The 14,823-nt window shown below is 66.9% G+C and carries 14 protein-coding genes; 4 read left to right on the top strand and 10 right to left on the bottom strand.

Features of this window, described 5'->3' with window-relative positions; all coding sequences use genetic code 11:
- Nucleotides 1-5: 5 nt before the first annotated feature.
- The 8 genes from AS031_RS03420 to AS031_RS03385 form a co-directional block, all read right to left on the bottom strand.
- A complete protein-coding gene (locus AS031_RS03420; protein WP_058266696.1) occupies nucleotides 6-413 on the bottom strand; it encodes a chorismate mutase in 408 nt (135 codons plus the stop codon).
- Between the two features lie 98 nt (nucleotides 414-511).
- A complete protein-coding gene (locus tag AS031_RS03415) occupies nucleotides 512-2,197 on the bottom strand; it encodes an ABC transporter ATP-binding protein (protein ID WP_058266695.1) in 1,686 nt (561 codons plus the stop codon).
- Nucleotides 2,198-2,223: 26 nt separating this feature from the next.
- On the bottom strand, nucleotides 2,224-3,246 hold the full coding sequence (locus tag AS031_RS03410) for an ABC transporter permease (RefSeq protein ID WP_058266694.1): 1,023 nt from the start codon (nucleotides 3,244-3,246) through the stop codon (nucleotides 2,224-2,226).
- 2 nt (nucleotides 3,247-3,248) lie between these two features.
- Nucleotides 3,249-4,340: an ABC transporter permease gene (locus AS031_RS03405; protein ID WP_058266693.1), complete on the bottom strand. Its 1,092-nt coding sequence runs from the start codon at nucleotides 4,338-4,340 to the stop codon at nucleotides 3,249-3,251.
- Nucleotides 4,341-4,462: 122 nt separating this feature from the next.
- The gene (locus tag AS031_RS03400) at nucleotides 4,463-6,094 is read right to left on the bottom strand and encodes an ABC transporter substrate-binding protein (RefSeq protein WP_058266692.1); all 1,632 of its coding nucleotides are present in this window, start codon (nucleotides 6,092-6,094) and stop codon (nucleotides 4,463-4,465) included.
- A gap of 286 nt (nucleotides 6,095-6,380) precedes the next feature.
- Nucleotides 6,381-7,517: a tRNA 2-thiouridine(34) synthase MnmA gene (gene mnmA / locus AS031_RS03395; RefSeq protein ID WP_058266691.1), complete on the bottom strand. Its 1,137-nt coding sequence runs from the start codon at nucleotides 7,515-7,517 to the stop codon at nucleotides 6,381-6,383.
- Between the two features lie 157 nt (nucleotides 7,518-7,674).
- On the bottom strand, nucleotides 7,675-8,898 hold the full coding sequence (locus AS031_RS03390) for a cysteine desulfurase family protein (RefSeq protein WP_058266690.1): 1,224 nt from the start codon (nucleotides 8,896-8,898) through the stop codon (nucleotides 7,675-7,677).
- 110 nt (nucleotides 8,899-9,008) lie between these two features.
- Nucleotides 9,009-9,662, bottom strand: a complete 654-nt coding sequence (locus AS031_RS03385; RefSeq protein WP_228379552.1) for a hypothetical protein — start codon at nucleotides 9,660-9,662, stop codon at nucleotides 9,009-9,011.
- A 245-nt stretch (nucleotides 9,663-9,907) separates the two neighbouring features.
- Here AS031_RS03385 and AS031_RS03380 point away from each other — a divergent pair, with 245 nt between their 5' ends.
- The 4 genes from AS031_RS03380 (at nucleotide 9,908) to AS031_RS03365 (ending at nucleotide 13,027) form a co-directional block, all read left to right on the top strand.
- Nucleotides 9,908-10,852, top strand: a complete 945-nt coding sequence (locus AS031_RS03380; protein WP_058266689.1) for a J domain-containing protein — start codon at nucleotides 9,908-9,910, stop codon at nucleotides 10,850-10,852.
- A 22-nt stretch (nucleotides 10,853-10,874) separates the two neighbouring features.
- On the top strand, nucleotides 10,875-11,342 hold the full coding sequence (locus AS031_RS03375) for a tRNA (cytidine(34)-2'-O)-methyltransferase (RefSeq protein ID WP_058266967.1): 468 nt from the start codon (nucleotides 10,875-10,877) through the stop codon (nucleotides 11,340-11,342).
- Nucleotides 11,343-11,577: 235 nt separating this feature from the next.
- Nucleotides 11,578-12,186: a sigma-70 family RNA polymerase sigma factor gene (locus tag AS031_RS03370; protein ID WP_058266688.1), complete on the top strand. Its 609-nt coding sequence runs from the start codon at nucleotides 11,578-11,580 to the stop codon at nucleotides 12,184-12,186.
- 1 nt (nucleotide 12,187) lies between these two features.
- A complete protein-coding gene (locus AS031_RS03365; protein WP_058266687.1) occupies nucleotides 12,188-13,027 on the top strand; it encodes an anti-sigma factor in 840 nt (279 codons plus the stop codon).
- 59 nt (nucleotides 13,028-13,086) lie between these two features.
- Here AS031_RS03365 and AS031_RS03360 read toward each other — a convergent pair whose 3' ends face one another.
- Both AS031_RS03360 and AS031_RS03355 read right to left on the bottom strand, forming a co-directional pair.
- Entirely contained in the window at nucleotides 13,087-13,857 is a 771-nt protein-coding gene (locus tag AS031_RS03360; RefSeq protein WP_176716505.1) for a PIG-L deacetylase family protein, read from the bottom strand.
- Nucleotides 13,858-13,868: 11 nt separating this feature from the next.
- Entirely contained in the window at nucleotides 13,869-14,822 is a 954-nt protein-coding gene (locus tag AS031_RS03355) for an electron transfer flavoprotein subunit alpha/FixB family protein (protein ID WP_058266685.1), read from the bottom strand.
- Nucleotide 14,823: the final 1 nt, after the last annotated feature.

Genomic DNA, 14,823 nt, shown 5'->3' with positions numbered 1-14,823 from the left:
GGCGGTCACGCGGGTGTCGGCGCCTGCGCCTGCCGGCCGGACGCCGCCTGGTGGTCTTCGGCGATGGCCTCGTGGTGCCGGATCACTTCACCGATGATGAAATTCAGGAACTTCTCGGCGAAGGCCGGATCCAGGTGGGCATCTTCAGCGAGCCTGCGAAGCCTGGCGATCTGCGCTGCTTCCCGGCCCGGGTCACCGGCAGGAAGTTGGTGGGTGGCCTTGAGGAAGCCCACCTTCTGGGTGGCCTTGAACCGTTCGGCCAGGAGGTAAACCAGCGTCGCATCGATGTTGTCGATACTGGAGCGTATTGACAGCAGTTCAGCCATCACCGACTGGTCCACCTGTCCGGCCAGCGAACTGGCGGAGGGGTCGTAGTCGTCGGAATCGGAGGAGTGGAGGTTGTGCTGCGTCATGGTTCCAGTCTATGGGCAGCGGCCATGATCGCACGGGCTGTTAAGCGCCGGTACGGCGTTTGCCGTACCGGCGCCCCGGAGGCAGGTCCTGCCCGGTGTCACAACCCCAGCAGTGCCCTGTTGGTTTCCCGCCGCCGCGACTGCTCACCCGGGTCCGGCACGGGAAGGGAGGCGATGAGCCGGCGCGTGTAGTCGTGCCGGGGGCTTCCCATGACCTGGTTGCCAATCCCTTGCTCCACCAGTTTGCCCTTGTAGAGCACCCCCACCCAGGTGGAGAGGATGTCCACCACGGCAAGGTCGTGGCTGATGAACAGACAGCCGAAGCCGAACTCCTGCTGGATGTCCCGGAACAGTTCCAGGACCTTCGCCTGCACCGAGACGTCCAGGGCCGACGTCGGCTCGTCCGCAATCAGCAGCCTCGGGTTCAGGCTCAGGGCCCGCGCCAGGGAGGCACGCTGCCGCTGTCCGCCGGAGAGCTCGTGGGGATAGCGGCCCGCGTACGACGCCGGCAGCTGGACTGATTCGAGCAGCTCACCGACGCGTTTGCGCGCCTGCGCGTCGCTGGGCCTGGTGTGGATCAGCATGGGTTCTGCGATGCATTCGCCGATGGTCAGCTGAGGGTTGAACGAGGCGGCCGGGTCCTGGAAGACGAAACCGATATCCTTGCGGAGCGGCTTGAACGTCTTCTCCCGCATGTTCAACATCTCGTAGCCCAGGACCTTGAGGCTGCCCCCGGTGGTCCGGTTAAGGCCGGCGATGGCGCGGCCAATGGTGGTCTTGCCGGAACCGGACTCCCCCACCAGTCCGAACACCTCGCCCCGGGACAGCGTGAAGCTGACGCCGTCAACGGCCTTGAAGGCGGGCGTGCCCAGCCGGCCCGGGTATTCAATGGTCAGGTCGCGGGCTTCCACGAGGATCTCCCCGTCCTGGTGGCTCCGCTCCGTCATGCCTTCGGAGGCGGAGTTGCGGCCCAGGTGCGGTACGGCGGCCAGGAGTTGACGCGTGTACTCCTGCCGCGGTTCGGCGAACAGCCTGGGGGCCGGAGCTTCCTCGACAATGTCGCCCCGATACATGACCACCACCCTGTCGGCGAGGTCTGCCACCACGCCCATGTTGTGCGTGATCAGCACAATGGAGGTGCCGTACTGGTTCCGCAGGTCCCGGAGCAGCTCGAGTATTTCGGCCTGGACAGTGACGTCCAGGGCTGTGGTTGGTTCATCGGCCACGATCAGCCCGGGGTTCAGGGCCAGGGCTGCAGCGATCACCACCCGCTGCTTCTGTCCGCCGGAGAACTGGTGCGGATAGTAGTTGACCCGGTGTTCCGGATCCGGGATACCCACCTTCCGCAGGGCCTCGATGGCCCGCTCCTTGGCTTCCCTGGCTGAGACGCGGGCGCCGCCGCCTTGGCCGGAGTGGGCGCGAATGCCCTCCGCGATCTGCCAGCCGACGGTGAAGACGGGGTTCAGCGCCGTTGATGGTTCCTGGAACACCATGGCCACGTCCCGTCCGCGGATCTGGCGGAGCCGGGCAGGGCTGAGGCTGATGATGTTGGTGCCGTTGATGAGCACGGCACCGGAACTGGTGGCTGTTTCCGGCAGGAGGCCAAGGATGGTTTTCGCGGTGACGGTCTTGCCGGAACCGGACTCCCCCACGATGGCCAGCACCTCGCCGGCCTTGAGGTCCAGGCTGACGTCCTTGACGGCGTGGACGTCACCGCCGTCGGTGGCGAAAGTGACCTGGAGGTTGTCGATGTCCAGGACGGTTTTCCCGTCGGGGCCCGTCATGCCGGGTGATGTGTCCCGTTGTTCGGTCACTGGTTCCTCGATTCGTGGTCGGCTCCCGGTGCGGCGTTGGCAGCCGGAGCGGCCGGGACCCTGCGTTTGGTGCGTTTGCGTCCGCGCAGGCGGGGATCGTTCAGGTCGTTGATGCTTTCGCCCACAAGGGTCAGTCCCAGGACCACCCACACGATCGCCAGGCCGGGGAAGACACCGGTCCACCAGATTCCGGAGGTGGTGTCGGCGAGCGCCTTGCTCAGGTCGAAGCCCCATTCGGAGGCCGAGCTGGGCTCGATGCCGAAGCCCAGGAAACCCAGCGCGGCGAGGGTGAGGATGGCCTCCGACGCGTTGAGCGTGAAGATCAGCGGCAGCGTCCGTGTGGCGTTCCGGTAGATGTGGCGGGTGATGATGCGCAGGTTCGAGGCGCCCACCACCTTGGCCGACTCGACGAAGGGCTCGGCCTTGAGGCGGATGGTCTCCGCCCTGATCACCCGGAAGTACTGGGGGATGAACACCACCGTGATGGAAATCGCCGCCGCGAACACGCCACCGAAGAGGCTGGATTGGCCGCCGCTGATCACGATGGCCATGACGATGGCCAGCAGCAGCGAGGGGAAGGCATAGATGGCGTCTGCCACGACCACGAGGATCCGGTCCAGCCACCCGCCGATGTAGCCGCTGACCAGGCCCAGGATGACGCCGGCGAAGATGGAGAGCACGACGGCGATCACGATCACCAGCAGTGCCGTCTGCGTTCCCCACATGACCCGGGAAAGGACGTCGTAGCCTCCGACGGTGGTGCCCAGGGGATGCTTGCCGCCGGGGGCCTGCTGCGCGGGGAAGTTGCCCCCGGCGTCGGACAACTGGGCGAAGCCGTAGGGTGCGATCACCGGGGCGAGCAGGGCCGTCAGGAGAAACACGCCCGTCAGGACAAGCCCCATGAGGAGCATCCCCCGCTGCAGCCCCACGCTTTGGCGCACGTGGGAGACCACCGGCAGCCGCAGTAACAGGGATTCCCGTGGGTTGGCCACGGGTACCGGAACTTCTGTTGCAGACATGGTCAGTACCTCACGCGGGGATCGATCAGCGCGGCAATGACGTCCACGATGAAGTTGGTGGTGGCAACGATGACCGCCAGCAGCACCACGATGCCCTGTACGGCAACATAGTCCCGGGCTGTCAGGTAGGTTGCCAGCTGGAAACCCAGCCCCTTCCATTCGAAGGTCTTCTCGGTCAGCACTGCACCGCCGAGCATCACGGCAATCTGCAGGCCCATTACCGTGATGATGGGAATCAGGGCCGGCTTGTAGGCGTGCTTGGTCACCAGCCGGAACTCGCTCACCCCGCGGGACCTGCCTGCTTCGACGTAGTCCTTGCCGAGTGTGCCGATGACGTTGGTCCGTACCAGGCGCAGGAAGATTCCGGCCGTCAGCAGCCCAAGGGCGACGGCCGGCAGCACGGCGTGGGCCGTCACGTCGCCCAGCGCTGCCATGTTGCCGCTGCGCAGGGAATCGAGCCAGTAGATGCCCGTGGGGGCTTCCAGTGATGTCAGGGCCAGTTCCGTGGAGGTCCTGGCCCTTCCGGCAACAGGCAGCCAGCCCAGCCATACGGAGAAGGTCAGCTTCAGCAGCAGCCCGGCGAAGAACACGGGCGTGGCGTAGCAGAGGATGGCGAAGATGCGCAGGACGGCGTCCGGTACGTGGTCCCGGCGGTGCGCGGCCAGCATCCCCAGGGGGATGCCCACGAGCAGCGCCACGATCAGGGCATTGATGCTCAGTTCCAGGGTGGCCGAGCCGTAGGTGGTGAGCATTTCCGTCACCTTGCGGTTGTCGGAAAGGGTGGTGCCGAAGTTGCCGGTCACCAGCTGGCCCAGGTACTCGAAGTACTGGACGATCAGCGGGCGGTCGTAGCCGGCGGCGGTGATCCGCTGCTGCAGCTGGTTGGGCGGGAGCCGGCCGCCCATGGCGGCAGTAATGGGGTCCCCGGTGATCCTCATCAGGAAGAACACCATGGTGACCAGGATGAGGATGGTGGGGAAAATCAGGAGGAAGCGGATCAGGATGTACTGGCCGAGTCCGCCTCCGGACGATTTCTTCTTCGCCGGGAGCAGTCCGTCGGAGTCCTCCGGCGGCGCTTCAATCAATGTGGTCATGGAATTACCTAAAAGCTAGGGGGCCCGTGCCGGTCTTCCCCCGGGGACCGGCGGTGGCGGCCAACGAGGCGGGATGCCGGTGGCATCCCGCCTCGTTGCCGCCGCGGGCAGAAGTGGCCGGACTATTTGGAGATGACACCCAGGCGGGTCTTGAAGGAAGCATCCAGGGTGGTCTCCACGCCCTTGACGTCCGCCCCTGCCACCAGGACCTGGGCGCCCTGCAGCAACGGCAGGGTGGAGAGGTCCTTGGCAACGGCTTCCTGTGCCTCGCCCAGGAGCTTGACCCGCTCATCCTTGTCCACAGTGGTCAGCTGCTTCTGGATCAGGGATGCCACCTCGGGGTTGTCGTAGTGGTTCTTCAGGAAGTTTCCGGGAACGAAGAACGGGGTGAGGTAGTTGTCCGGGTCGGAGTAGTCCGGGAACCAGCCCAGCTGGTAGACGGGGTAGGCGTCGGCGGTGCGGTCCTTGGAGTAGGTGACCCACTCGGTGGACTGCAGGTCCACGGTGAAGAGGCCGGACTTTTCAAGCTGTTCCTTGATCATGGCGTATTCGTCGCCGGAGGAGCTGCCATAGTGGTCCGGGTTGTACTGGAGCTTGATGTTCACCGGTCCGCTGATGCCGGCGTCGGCGAACACCTTCTTGGCCTTCTCCAGGTCCGGCTTCCCGCCGTTGCCGTAGAGGTCCTTCAGCGGCTGGGTCGCACCGAGGAAGCCTTCCGGCACCACGGAGTACGCGGGAAGGTAGGTGCCCTTGTAGACCTGGTTGGCAATGGCGTCGCGGTCCACGATGTTTGCCATCGCCTGGCGGACCGCAAGGGCCTTGGCCGGATCGGCGTCGGGAGCTTTGGCACCAAAGGGCATGGTGTCGAAGTTGAAGACGATGTAGCGCAGTTCCCCGCCCGGCCCCTTGTGCACCTTGACCTTGGAGTTGCCTTCCAGGTCCGCGACGTCGGTGGCGGTCAGCGAGCGGCCGGCAACGTCGATATTGCCCTCCTGGATGTCGAGCTTGAGGTTGTTCGCGTCGGCGTAGTACTTGATGTTGGCGCCGTCGTTGGCGGGCTTGCCCAGCAGGCCCTGGTAGTCGGAGTTCACCGAGAGGCTGATCAGTTCGTTCTTCTTGTAGCTGTCAATGCTGTAGGGACCGGCGAAGGGCTTGGCCTTGACGATGTCGTCGTCGCCCATGACCTTGTCCGCGGGGAAGACTTCCTCGTCGATGATCGGTCCGGAGTTGGACGCCAGGACCCCGGGGAAAACCTGGTCGTTGGCCGCCTTGAGCTTGAAGACGACCGTGGTGTCGTCCGTTGCCTCCACGGATTCAAGGTTGCTCAGGAGCGAGGCGGGGCCGTTGGGGTCGGCGATCTTCACCACGCGGTCGATGGAGAATTTCACGTCGGACGAGGTCAGGGCGTGGCCGTTGGCGAACTTCAGGCCCGGCTTGAGCTTGACGGTGTATTCCGTGGGCGCCGTGAAGGACGCCGACTCGGCGATGTCCGGGGACGCGTCCGCACTGCCGGGCTTGGCGTTCAGGAGGAAGGGATAGACCTGGTTCATCACCAGGAACGAACCGGCGTCGTAGGACCCTGCGGGGTCGAGCGTGACCACTTTGTCCGTCGTCCCGAGGGTGATGGTGTTGCCTCCGGTGCCGCCGGTGGATGATCCGCCGCCGCCCGACGGGCCCGTGCAGGCCGTCAGTGCGAGCGCGGAGATGCCTGCCAGCGCGATGGCGCCGTGCAGTGCTTTGTTGCTCTTGGTCATCTCTGAACTTTCTGTCCGATGAGTACCTGCGAGCCGGCCACGGAACGCATGAGCCCAGGCCGCGGCGCGCAGTGCTGATGGGTAGATTCAATCAGAGAGTCAGCACCCGGGTGCGCCATTTAAGTGAGTTGAGACACAAAATTTACCCGGGCAACCACTTTTTGCCGGGCAGCGCTCCATGCCCGACGGTCCGGGTACGGCAAACGCCGCCCCGCGCCATGGCGTGACGGCGTTTTCCGTGCCGGGCATCGGCCCTCGCCGGGAAAGCGGCAGGGGCGCAGCTGCCCTAGAGTTCTGCGCGCTGGAGCGACCGGGCGGCGTCGATGGTGGCCTGGCCCAGGACGCGGGTGCCCTGGTAAAGGACGATCGTCTGGCCCGGGGCCACGCCCCGCAGGGGGTCGTCGAGGCGGACCATGAGGCGGGCGGCAGCGGTTCGGCCGTCAGGGGCCTGTTCCATCCAGGCACGGGCCGGGACGGGGTCACCGTGGGCCCGGACCTGGGCATGGCAGGCAAAGGCTTCGCCCGTCCCCACTTCGGCAATGGGAAGCCCGGCCCAGGAGACCTTGATGCCCTGGATCTCGTCGATGGCGAGCAGGGCTTCCGGACCTACCACCACCTTGTTCTCCTTGGGGCGGATCTCCAGGACGAACCGCGGCTTTCCGTCCGCGGCCGGCCGGCCCAGCTTCAGGCCGCGCCGCTGGCCCACCGTGAAGGCGTTGGCACCCGGGTGTTCCCCAACCTTGGCGCCCGTTTCATCCACGATGTCACCGGTGGCCATGTCGATCTTCTCGGCCAGCCACCCGGCTGTGTCTCCGTCCGGGATGAAGCAGATGTCGTGGCTGTCCGGCTTGTTGGCCACGGAGAGGCCGCGGCGCTCGGCTTCGGCCCGCACCTCGGCCTTGGACGGGGTGTCTGCGAGCGGGAACATGGAGTGCTTCAGCTGTTCGTGGGTCAGGACTCCGAGCACGTAGCTCTGGTCCTTTGCCCAGTCGGCGGCACGGTGGAGTTCACGGTTGCCGTCGGAATCCTCGATGACCTTGGCGTAGTGGCCGGTGCAGACAGCATCGAAGCCCAGGGCCAGGGCCTTCTCCAGCAGCGCCGCGAACTTGATCCGCTCGTTGCAGCGCATGCAGGGGTTGGGCGTGCGGCCCGCCGCGTATTCGTCGATGAAGTCCTGGACCACGTCCTCCTTGAAGCGTTCGGAGAAATCCCAGACGTAGTAGGGGATGCCGAGGACGTCACAGGCGCGCCACGCATCCCGCGAGTCTTCTATGGTGCAGCAGCCACGGCTCCCCGTGCGGAGGGTTCCGGGCATCCGGGACAGCGCCAGGTGGACGCCGACGACGTCATGTCCCGCTTCGACGGCGCGGGCGGCGGCAACGGCGGAATCAACGCCGCCGCTCATGGCTGCTAGAACTCGCATGCTGGCTTTCTGTCGGGAGGAAGTGGCTTGTTGGGGCGGGACCGGGCTGGACCGGAAACGATCTCCGCCTATCCATTCTACGTTCCGCCTGCAAATCAGCCCGGGCCCGGCAGCCGGCACGCATCCACTGCCGCGGGACGCCCAGGGAATCCCGTGGTCAAAAGCCCCCGTGGCGGGCTGCCGTGGCGGCGGTCTGGATCGAGGATTCGTGGCCGGCCATGCCCGCCTGCCGGGCCCGTGCGTACGCGTCGGGAAGCGCCGCCAGGAGTGCCTCGACGTCGGCGCCCGTTGAGGCGTGGCCCAGGGTGAAGCGCTGGGCGCCACGGGCCGTTTCCTCGTCCAGCCCCATTGCCAGGAGAACGTGCGAGGGCCGTGGCACACCGGCCGTACACGCTGAACCGGTTGAGGATTCCACTCCGGCCAAGTCCAGCAGGAACAGCAGGGAATCGCCTTCACAACCGGGGAAAGTGAAATGCGCGTTACCGGGCAACCGGCCCTCTCCGGGCGCGCCACGCAGCACGGCGTCCGGCACCCGGTCCTGCACGCCCTGGATCAGCAGGTCGCGGAGGGCCGCGATGCGCGCGCTTTCCACGGGCAGCGCCGAAACCGCGGCGCCGGCCGCTGCCGCGAACGCTGCAATGGACGCCGTGTCCAGGGTTCCTGAGCGGACGTCGCGTTCCTGTCCGCCGCCGTGCTGGACGGGAGTCAGCTTGACCGCGCGGCCAAGCAGGAGCGCGCCAACCCCCACGGGTCCGCCAATCTTGTGTCCGGAGACGGACATCGCGTCCAGTCCCGACTCCTTGAAGTTGACGGGCACCGAGCCGAAGGCCTGCACTGCGTCTGAGTGCACGGGCACCCCTGCGGCGTGGGCCAGTTCCACGATCCGCGCGACCGGCTGGATGGTGCCGACCTCGTTGTTGGCCCACATGACGGTCACCAGCGCTATGGAAGCGGGGTCGCGGGCAAGTTCGGCGGCCAGGGCCTCGAGGTCCACCACGCCGTCGCCGTCCACGGGAAGCCACGTCACCTGTGCGCCCTCGTGCCGCTCCAGCCATTCCACGGTGTCCAGGACGGCGTGGTGTTCGACGGCGGAGCACAGGATCCGTCGACGCGCCGGGTCTTCGGCAACACGGGACCAATACAGGCCCTTGACGGCCAGGTTGTCTGCCTCGGTCCCGCCGGAGGTGAAGATCACTTCGGAGGGATGGGCTCCGGCTGCCGCCGCTACAGTTTCCCGGGCGTCCTCCACGGCCCGCCGCGCCCTGCGGCCGGATCCGTGCAGTGAGGACGGGTTTCCCGTACGGCTTAGTTCACGGGTCAGGACGGCCAGCGCTTCGGCCGACAATGGGGTGGTGGCAGCGTGGTCGAGGTAGGCGGGCACCCTGCAATTCTATCCCCGGTGGCATCGCAGGGCCCCGCTGCCGGGCACAGGCAACTCCCGGGGAAGGCAGCCCACGGCCTGGCGTTCAGTCCGCGTGCCGAGGGGACAGCTCAGTTCGACGGCGGCAGCAAGGGCAGCGACGCAGCCACGTCGGCCCGGGCCGAGGCCAGCGTTGCGGCGTCCGGGCAAGACACGCTGACGTACACGGAAGAGCCGGCGGTGGCGAAAAGGCGGGCCAGCACCGCCGTGGCACGGCCGCCCTGCGGGACCGCCGGTTCCAGCGCCAATACCTCCACCGTGCGGGGCGGCGCTTCGGGGTCGTTCCCCCAGCGCAGCGTCCCGGTCTTCAGGTACTCAGGAAGGATGGTGGGATCCAGGTATTTGAACAGCGCCACGGTGGAGGCGCGGTCATCGCCTGCGGCCAGCGCCGCCTGGTTTCCCCGTACCTTGGCCGCGACCAGGCAGCCGTCCGACTTGAGGTACTGGCTTTCGCCCGCGACGTTGTCCTTGACCTGTTTCCAGCCAGGGGCCTCCTTCAACCCGTCGGAGATTCCCACCGGCACCCCTTGCGCCAGGACGGTACCGGCACTGAACGGCAGGTCACGGGCCGCCACCGCTTCCGCGTCGTGGCCCGGAGTGATGGTGGGGGTGGCCGGTACCGACGGGCTCTGCACGGGTTCGGGGACTGTGGGGTCCCTGACGTCCACGCTGCATCCGCCCAGCACAGCCGCCAGCACAACGCCGGCCATGGCTTTCAGCGGCATCCAAGCCGGCCGTGAGCACCCGGCAGTGTCCGCCGTCGGCATGTCCATGTCCACCCCAGTCCGCTCCGGCACCGCCCCCGCGGCCGTGCCCAGACGAGTCTATAGACTCCGCGGCTCCGGGAACCCCCGCCCCCGGGGCGGTCGTTGTCAGGACATGGCCGGAGCACACGGCAGCAGGCACCGGCGAGGCTAGACTTGGCACGCGGGATTCCCGCGGGCCGGCACACCGAGAAAAGGAAGAGTGCTTGACTGAGGGCAACAGCTCCCACTACCAGGTCCTGAACGTGTCCGTCACGGCTACGGACAAAGAGATCAAGCTGGCGTACCGTCGGGCTGCCCGTTCCGCCCATCCGGATCACGGCGGTGACGCTGCCGTGTTCAGGCAGGTCACGGCAGCCTATGAGACCCTCATCGACCCGCAGCGCCGCAAAGCGTACGACCGTTCCTACCAGGCGGGAACTTTCCGGGGAAATGCAGCGGACAGCGGTCCGCATTTCGATGCCCCGCCGGCAGGGAGCCGGGCTTCCGCCACGGTCCACCGGCCGGGCGTTCCCCGGAACACCGCGGGTGACCCGCCAATCTACGAACCCCCTTACGACGACGGCACTGTGGTTCCGCTGGTACCTCTGGCCCACGCCAGCCGGCAGGTTCACGGGATGCCGCGGAAGCGGGGCATCTTTGGGGCGGAGGCGCGGATCCAGCGGGAAATGCGGACGGTCCAGCTCCTCACCCGCCAGGTCCTGCCGGCCATTCCCGCCGCGAGGCTGGTGAACGGCCTCCAGTCCCCCGCGGACAACAGCCACATCGACCATGCCGTGCTGTCCGGGTACCGCCTGGCACTTGTTGGCTCCATGCTGCTTCCCAAGGGCGCCTACGCCTGGGACGGCCGGACGCTGAACCATGGCGGCCGGGCCATCGCGCCGCCCCGGCTGGCACACACCGTACGGGCGATGCAGGAGGTCTTCCCGGAGCTCAACGTCACGGGATGGACCGTCATCCACAGCCCCGGCGGTAATCTTCATGAACCGGTCATCGACCAGCACCGCCGCTCCGGGGACCAGTTGGAAGCGGTCCGGATCGTGAACGCCGCCGGGCTGGTGCGCGGGCTCAAGGAGTTCCTGTCCTCGGGGCCGGCACCCAATACGGTCAACGTGCCCGTCCTCGCCCGCCTCCTGCGCGGCATGCACTGACCGCGGTAGCTAGGATGGGATGGTGTTCCGCATCCTCTTCCACGAACCCGAAATTCCCGGCAATACCGGCAACGCCATCCGGCTGGCTGCCATCACCGGTGCGGAGCTGCACCTTGTAGAGCCGCTGGGGTTCGATTTCTCCGACGCCAAACTACGCCGCGCGGGCCTTGATTACCATGACCTTGCCGTCGTGACGGTGCACAAGAGCATCGAGGAGGCCTGGCGCCATCTTGAACCCGAGCGGGTCTATGCCTTCACCTCGGACGGGACGTCTAGCTATACGGACATCGCCTACGAGCCGGGCGACGTCCTCATGTTTGGACGCGAATCCGTGGGGCTGCCGGCCGGGCTGAAGTCCGACCCGCACGTCACTGCCACCGTTCGCCTGCCCATGCTTCCGGCGCTGCGCTCTCTGAACCTTGCCAACGCGGCCTCCATCGCCGTCTACGAAGCCTGGCGGCAGCAGGGCTTCGCCGGGGCCAAGCTGTAGGCGGGTCCGTCCACGCAGCATGATCCGTCCCGCACGGCAGCCATCCAGGCCGGCGTAGGAACATTCTTCCGGAACCTCCCATCCGTTCCGGCGCCGGCCCCGAATCCCTGTGTGAAGCAATCCACGGGCGAGTAAGGAGGGCCTGGTGACGCTGTTGGAAGCAGGTTCGGGGACGGCCCGGCGCACCACCGGCGCTGATGAAGATTCGCCGCCGGGAGACATATGCTTGGTAGCAATGGAAACCCCGAACGCGCCAAAGACCGAGGCTGTGGCTGCCGTGACCGATACCCCGGCTGACTCGGGCCAGCAATTGGCTGTCCTGCTGCAGGGAATTGCGCGCGGCGACCAGGCAGCCTTCGCGGAGTTTTACCGGCTCACCTCCCGGAGGGTGTTCGGCATGGCCCGCAGGGTGCTGATCGATCCCGAGCTCAGTGAGGACACCACGCAGGAGGTCTTCCTGCAGGTCTGGCAGAACGCCGCAAAGTTCGACCCCTCGGCAGGAAGTCCGTTGTCGTGGCTGATGACCATCTCCCACCGCCGTGCGGTGGACAGGGTCCGGTCCTCCCAGTCCTCAAGCGACCGGGAGGCGCGGTATGGGGCGAGCACGCAGGACATCGAGCACGACAGCGTATCCGACGAGGTGGACAGCAGGCTTGAAGCCGAGGCGGTGGTCCGCTGCCTGGGGACGTTGACCGAAACACAGCAGGAGTCGGTCCGCCTCGCCTATTACGGCGGCCTGACCTACCGCGAAGTGGCAGAACGGCTGAACGCGGCAGTACCGACCATCAAGTCCCGCATCCGCGACGGACTGATCCGATTGAAGACCTGTTTGGGGGTGAGTTGAGATGACAGACATGAACCACGGGCACCAGCCGCGCGGGGGTTCCTTCGGCGACACCGTCGCCGCGGACCTCGCCTCGGGGCGTGCCGTTGACCTGGCCGAGCTGTACGCCCTGGATGCCGTGACGGAGCAGGAGCGCCGCACCATCGACGAGTACATCTCTTCCGCTCCCGAGCCGGAGCGGCTCGTCTTCCTTGACCGGGTCAGGCAGGCCAGGGAAACGCTGGCCAGGACGTTCCGGGCGGAGGAGGAGCCTCCGGCCGATCTCTTTGACCGCATCGTGGCCCAGCTGCCCGCCCACGGGGAAGCACCCGCTGCGGGTCCGCGTCCGGAGTCAGGTGCCGGTACTGCCGGCGACGAGCTCGCAGCGGCTCGCCGGCGACGGGAAGAGCGGCGCAGGCCGGGGACAACCCGGCGCTGGCTCGCCGGCGTGGCGGCAGCGGCGGCCATCGCCCTGGGCGGTGTCGGTGTCGGCGCCTACGTCGCCGACCAGAACGACCCCGTTAACCAGGTGGTGCGGGCGGGAGACCTCCGGGAAGCATCCGTGGATGTTTCCGGTGGCGGAACGGCCACGCTGTTCATCTCGCCGTCGGAAAACGCGGCGGTCGTCAAGATGAACGGAGTACCCGCCCCTCCCCCGGGCAAGGTGTACCAGATGTGGCTGATCCCCAAGGACGGGTCCGCTCCGGTGTCCCAGGGCCTCATGGATGAACAGGCGCTGTCCCGGCCTGCCGTGGTGGAGGGCATTTCGTCGGCAGCTTCGCTGGGCATCACCGTGGAGCCTGCCGGTGGTTCCCGGACTCCGACCTTCCCCGCCGTGGCTGCGGCGCCCCTCGGCGCCTAGCCCGGCCGGACACAAAACCCCGCCTCCCTTTGGGGGAAGCGGGGTTTTGCCGGCTCCGGCTAGAAGCCTGCGATCGTTCCGGGTCCGTTCACGGCCACGACGTGGAACGCCTCGGCGCTGTGGCCGTCCGGCAGGCCGGCCCTGCCGGCGTTGGCCTTCATGCCCTGCCGGACCGTCGCTTCCATGGCGTCCACGTCCGGGTGCTGGCTCACGTGCACATGGATCGCCTTGAGCTTTGCGTCCACATGCGCGGTGACGTCGACAAAATGGTTCTCGCGCTCATCCGGCCCGGCGTAGAACCAGAGCCACGGCAGTTTGTACGCAGCCAGACCCGCTTCGGCCAGTTCCGGGTACGCGAACGGGTTCTCCACGGCCGGGTACACGGCACGGGTCACGGCCTCCCCCACGGCAAGGTGGTCAGGATGGCTCTTTTGGATGCGGCGCCAGTTGCGTTCCGGGTGCATGGAAAGGACGACGTCGGGACGGATTTCCCGGATCAGCTTCACCACGGCCTTCATCACCTCGTGCGAGGGTTCGAGGTACCCGTCGCGCTGATGGAGGTAGTGGATGTCCGTGACACCCACCAGCGCGGCCGCCCGGCGCTGCTCGGCGTCCCTCATGGCGATGATGTCTGCCCGGTGGGCGGGGTCGAAACCTCCGGCGTCGCCGTCGGTCATGATGCAGTAACTGACCTGCACGCCTGCCGATGTCCAGGCGGCAATCGTTCCCGCCGCGCCAAAGTCGATGTCATCCGGATGGGCCGCAAAACAGAGCACCCGCTCCACCCGGTGGTTTGCCGGGTCGAACGGGCTCTGCTGGTGCGGGGTCACTACAGCCAAGGTCAGCCCTTGCGCTTCTTGATCTCCGCCGTTGCCTGCGGCAGCACGTCAAAGACGTCACCGACGATGCCAAAGTCGGCGATCTCGAACACCGGCGATTCAGCGTCCTTGTTGACGGCCACGATCACCTTGGACGTCTGCATGCCCGCCTTCTGCTGGATGGCGCCCGAGATGCCGGCGGAGATATAGAGCTGCGGTGACACGGTCTTGCCGGTCTGGCCCACCTGGGCGTCGTGGCTGATCCAGCCTGCGTCAGTGGCAGCACGGGACGCGCCCACTGCAGCACCCAGGGCGTCGGCAAGTTCCTCCACGGGACCGAAGTTACCGTCCATGCCGCGGCCGCCGGCCACCACAATGCGGGCGTCGGTCAGGTCAGGCCGCCCGCTGGCCACCTTTTGTTCACGGGCGGTAACGCGTGCAGCGGGAACGGCGCCGGCAGCCGGGACGTCCACGGTGCCCTGTTCGGGCGTGGAGTGCGCCGCCGCGGGTTCCGGGACCACGTTGTTGGCCTTGATGGTCAGGATGGACACAGGGGTCTTGGCCTTGCACGTGGTGTTGTAGGAGCCGGCAAGGACTGCCTTGTGGGCAGATCCGTCGGAGTCCACGGACACGACGTCGGTAATGACGCCGGCGCCGAGCCTGATGCCAAGCCGGGCCGCGATTTCCTTGCCTTCAGGCGAGTTGTCCAGCAGGACAATTGCGGCGCCGGTGCTCTCGGCAGCGGCAGCCAGGAAGGTCACCTTGGGTGCAACAAGGTATTCGTCCAGGTCCTGGGCGGAAGGACGGAGGACGGCTGAGGCGCCATACTCGGCGAAGGAAGCGGCGACGGCGTCGGATACGTCACCGTTGACGGCCACGGCGCTGTCCCCGAGCGAGCGGGCCAGGGTCAGCAGCTCGAGGCTGCTCTTCTTGAGCGCTGAACCGGGGTTGTCGATGAATACAAGTACTTTTGCCATG

Origin of the sequence: Pseudarthrobacter enclensis (assembly GCF_001457025.1) — a bacterium.
In the GTDB taxonomy this organism is placed as follows: Bacteria; Actinomycetota; Actinomycetes; order Actinomycetales; family Micrococcaceae; genus Arthrobacter; species Arthrobacter enclensis.
The sequence above is the reverse complement of the archived record's forward strand: the minus strand, read 5'-3'. Positions and strand labels throughout refer to the sequence as shown.

Coding starts and splice junctions, on each gene's coding strand:
- AS031_RS03420 (WP_058266696.1), bottom strand. CDS start 413: ATGACGCAGCACAACCTCCACTCCTCCGATTCCGACGACTACGACCCC.
- AS031_RS03415 (WP_058266695.1), bottom strand. CDS start 2,197: ATGACGGGCCCCGACGGGAAAACCGTCCTGGACATCGACAACCTCCAG.
- AS031_RS03410 (WP_058266694.1), bottom strand. CDS start 3,246: ATGTCTGCAACAGAAGTTCCGGTACCCGTGGCCAACCCACGGGAATCC.
- AS031_RS03405 (WP_058266693.1), bottom strand. CDS start 4,340: ATGACCACATTGATTGAAGCGCCGCCGGAGGACTCCGACGGACTGCTC.
- AS031_RS03400 (WP_058266692.1), bottom strand. CDS start 6,094: ATGACCAAGAGCAACAAAGCACTGCACGGCGCCATCGCGCTGGCAGGC.
- mnmA (WP_058266691.1), bottom strand. CDS start 7,517: ATGCGAGTTCTAGCAGCCATGAGCGGCGGCGTTGATTCCGCCGTTGCC.
- AS031_RS03385 (WP_228379552.1), bottom strand. CDS start 9,662: ATGCCGCTGAAAGCCATGGCCGGCGTTGTGCTGGCGGCTGTGCTGGGC.
- AS031_RS03370 (WP_058266688.1), top strand. CDS start 11,578: ATGGAAACCCCGAACGCGCCAAAGACCGAGGCTGTGGCTGCCGTGACC.
- AS031_RS03365 (WP_058266687.1), top strand. CDS start 12,188: ATGACAGACATGAACCACGGGCACCAGCCGCGCGGGGGTTCCTTCGGC.
- AS031_RS03355 (WP_058266685.1), bottom strand. CDS start 14,822: ATGGCAAAAGTACTTGTATTCATCGACAACCCCGGTTCAGCGCTCAAG.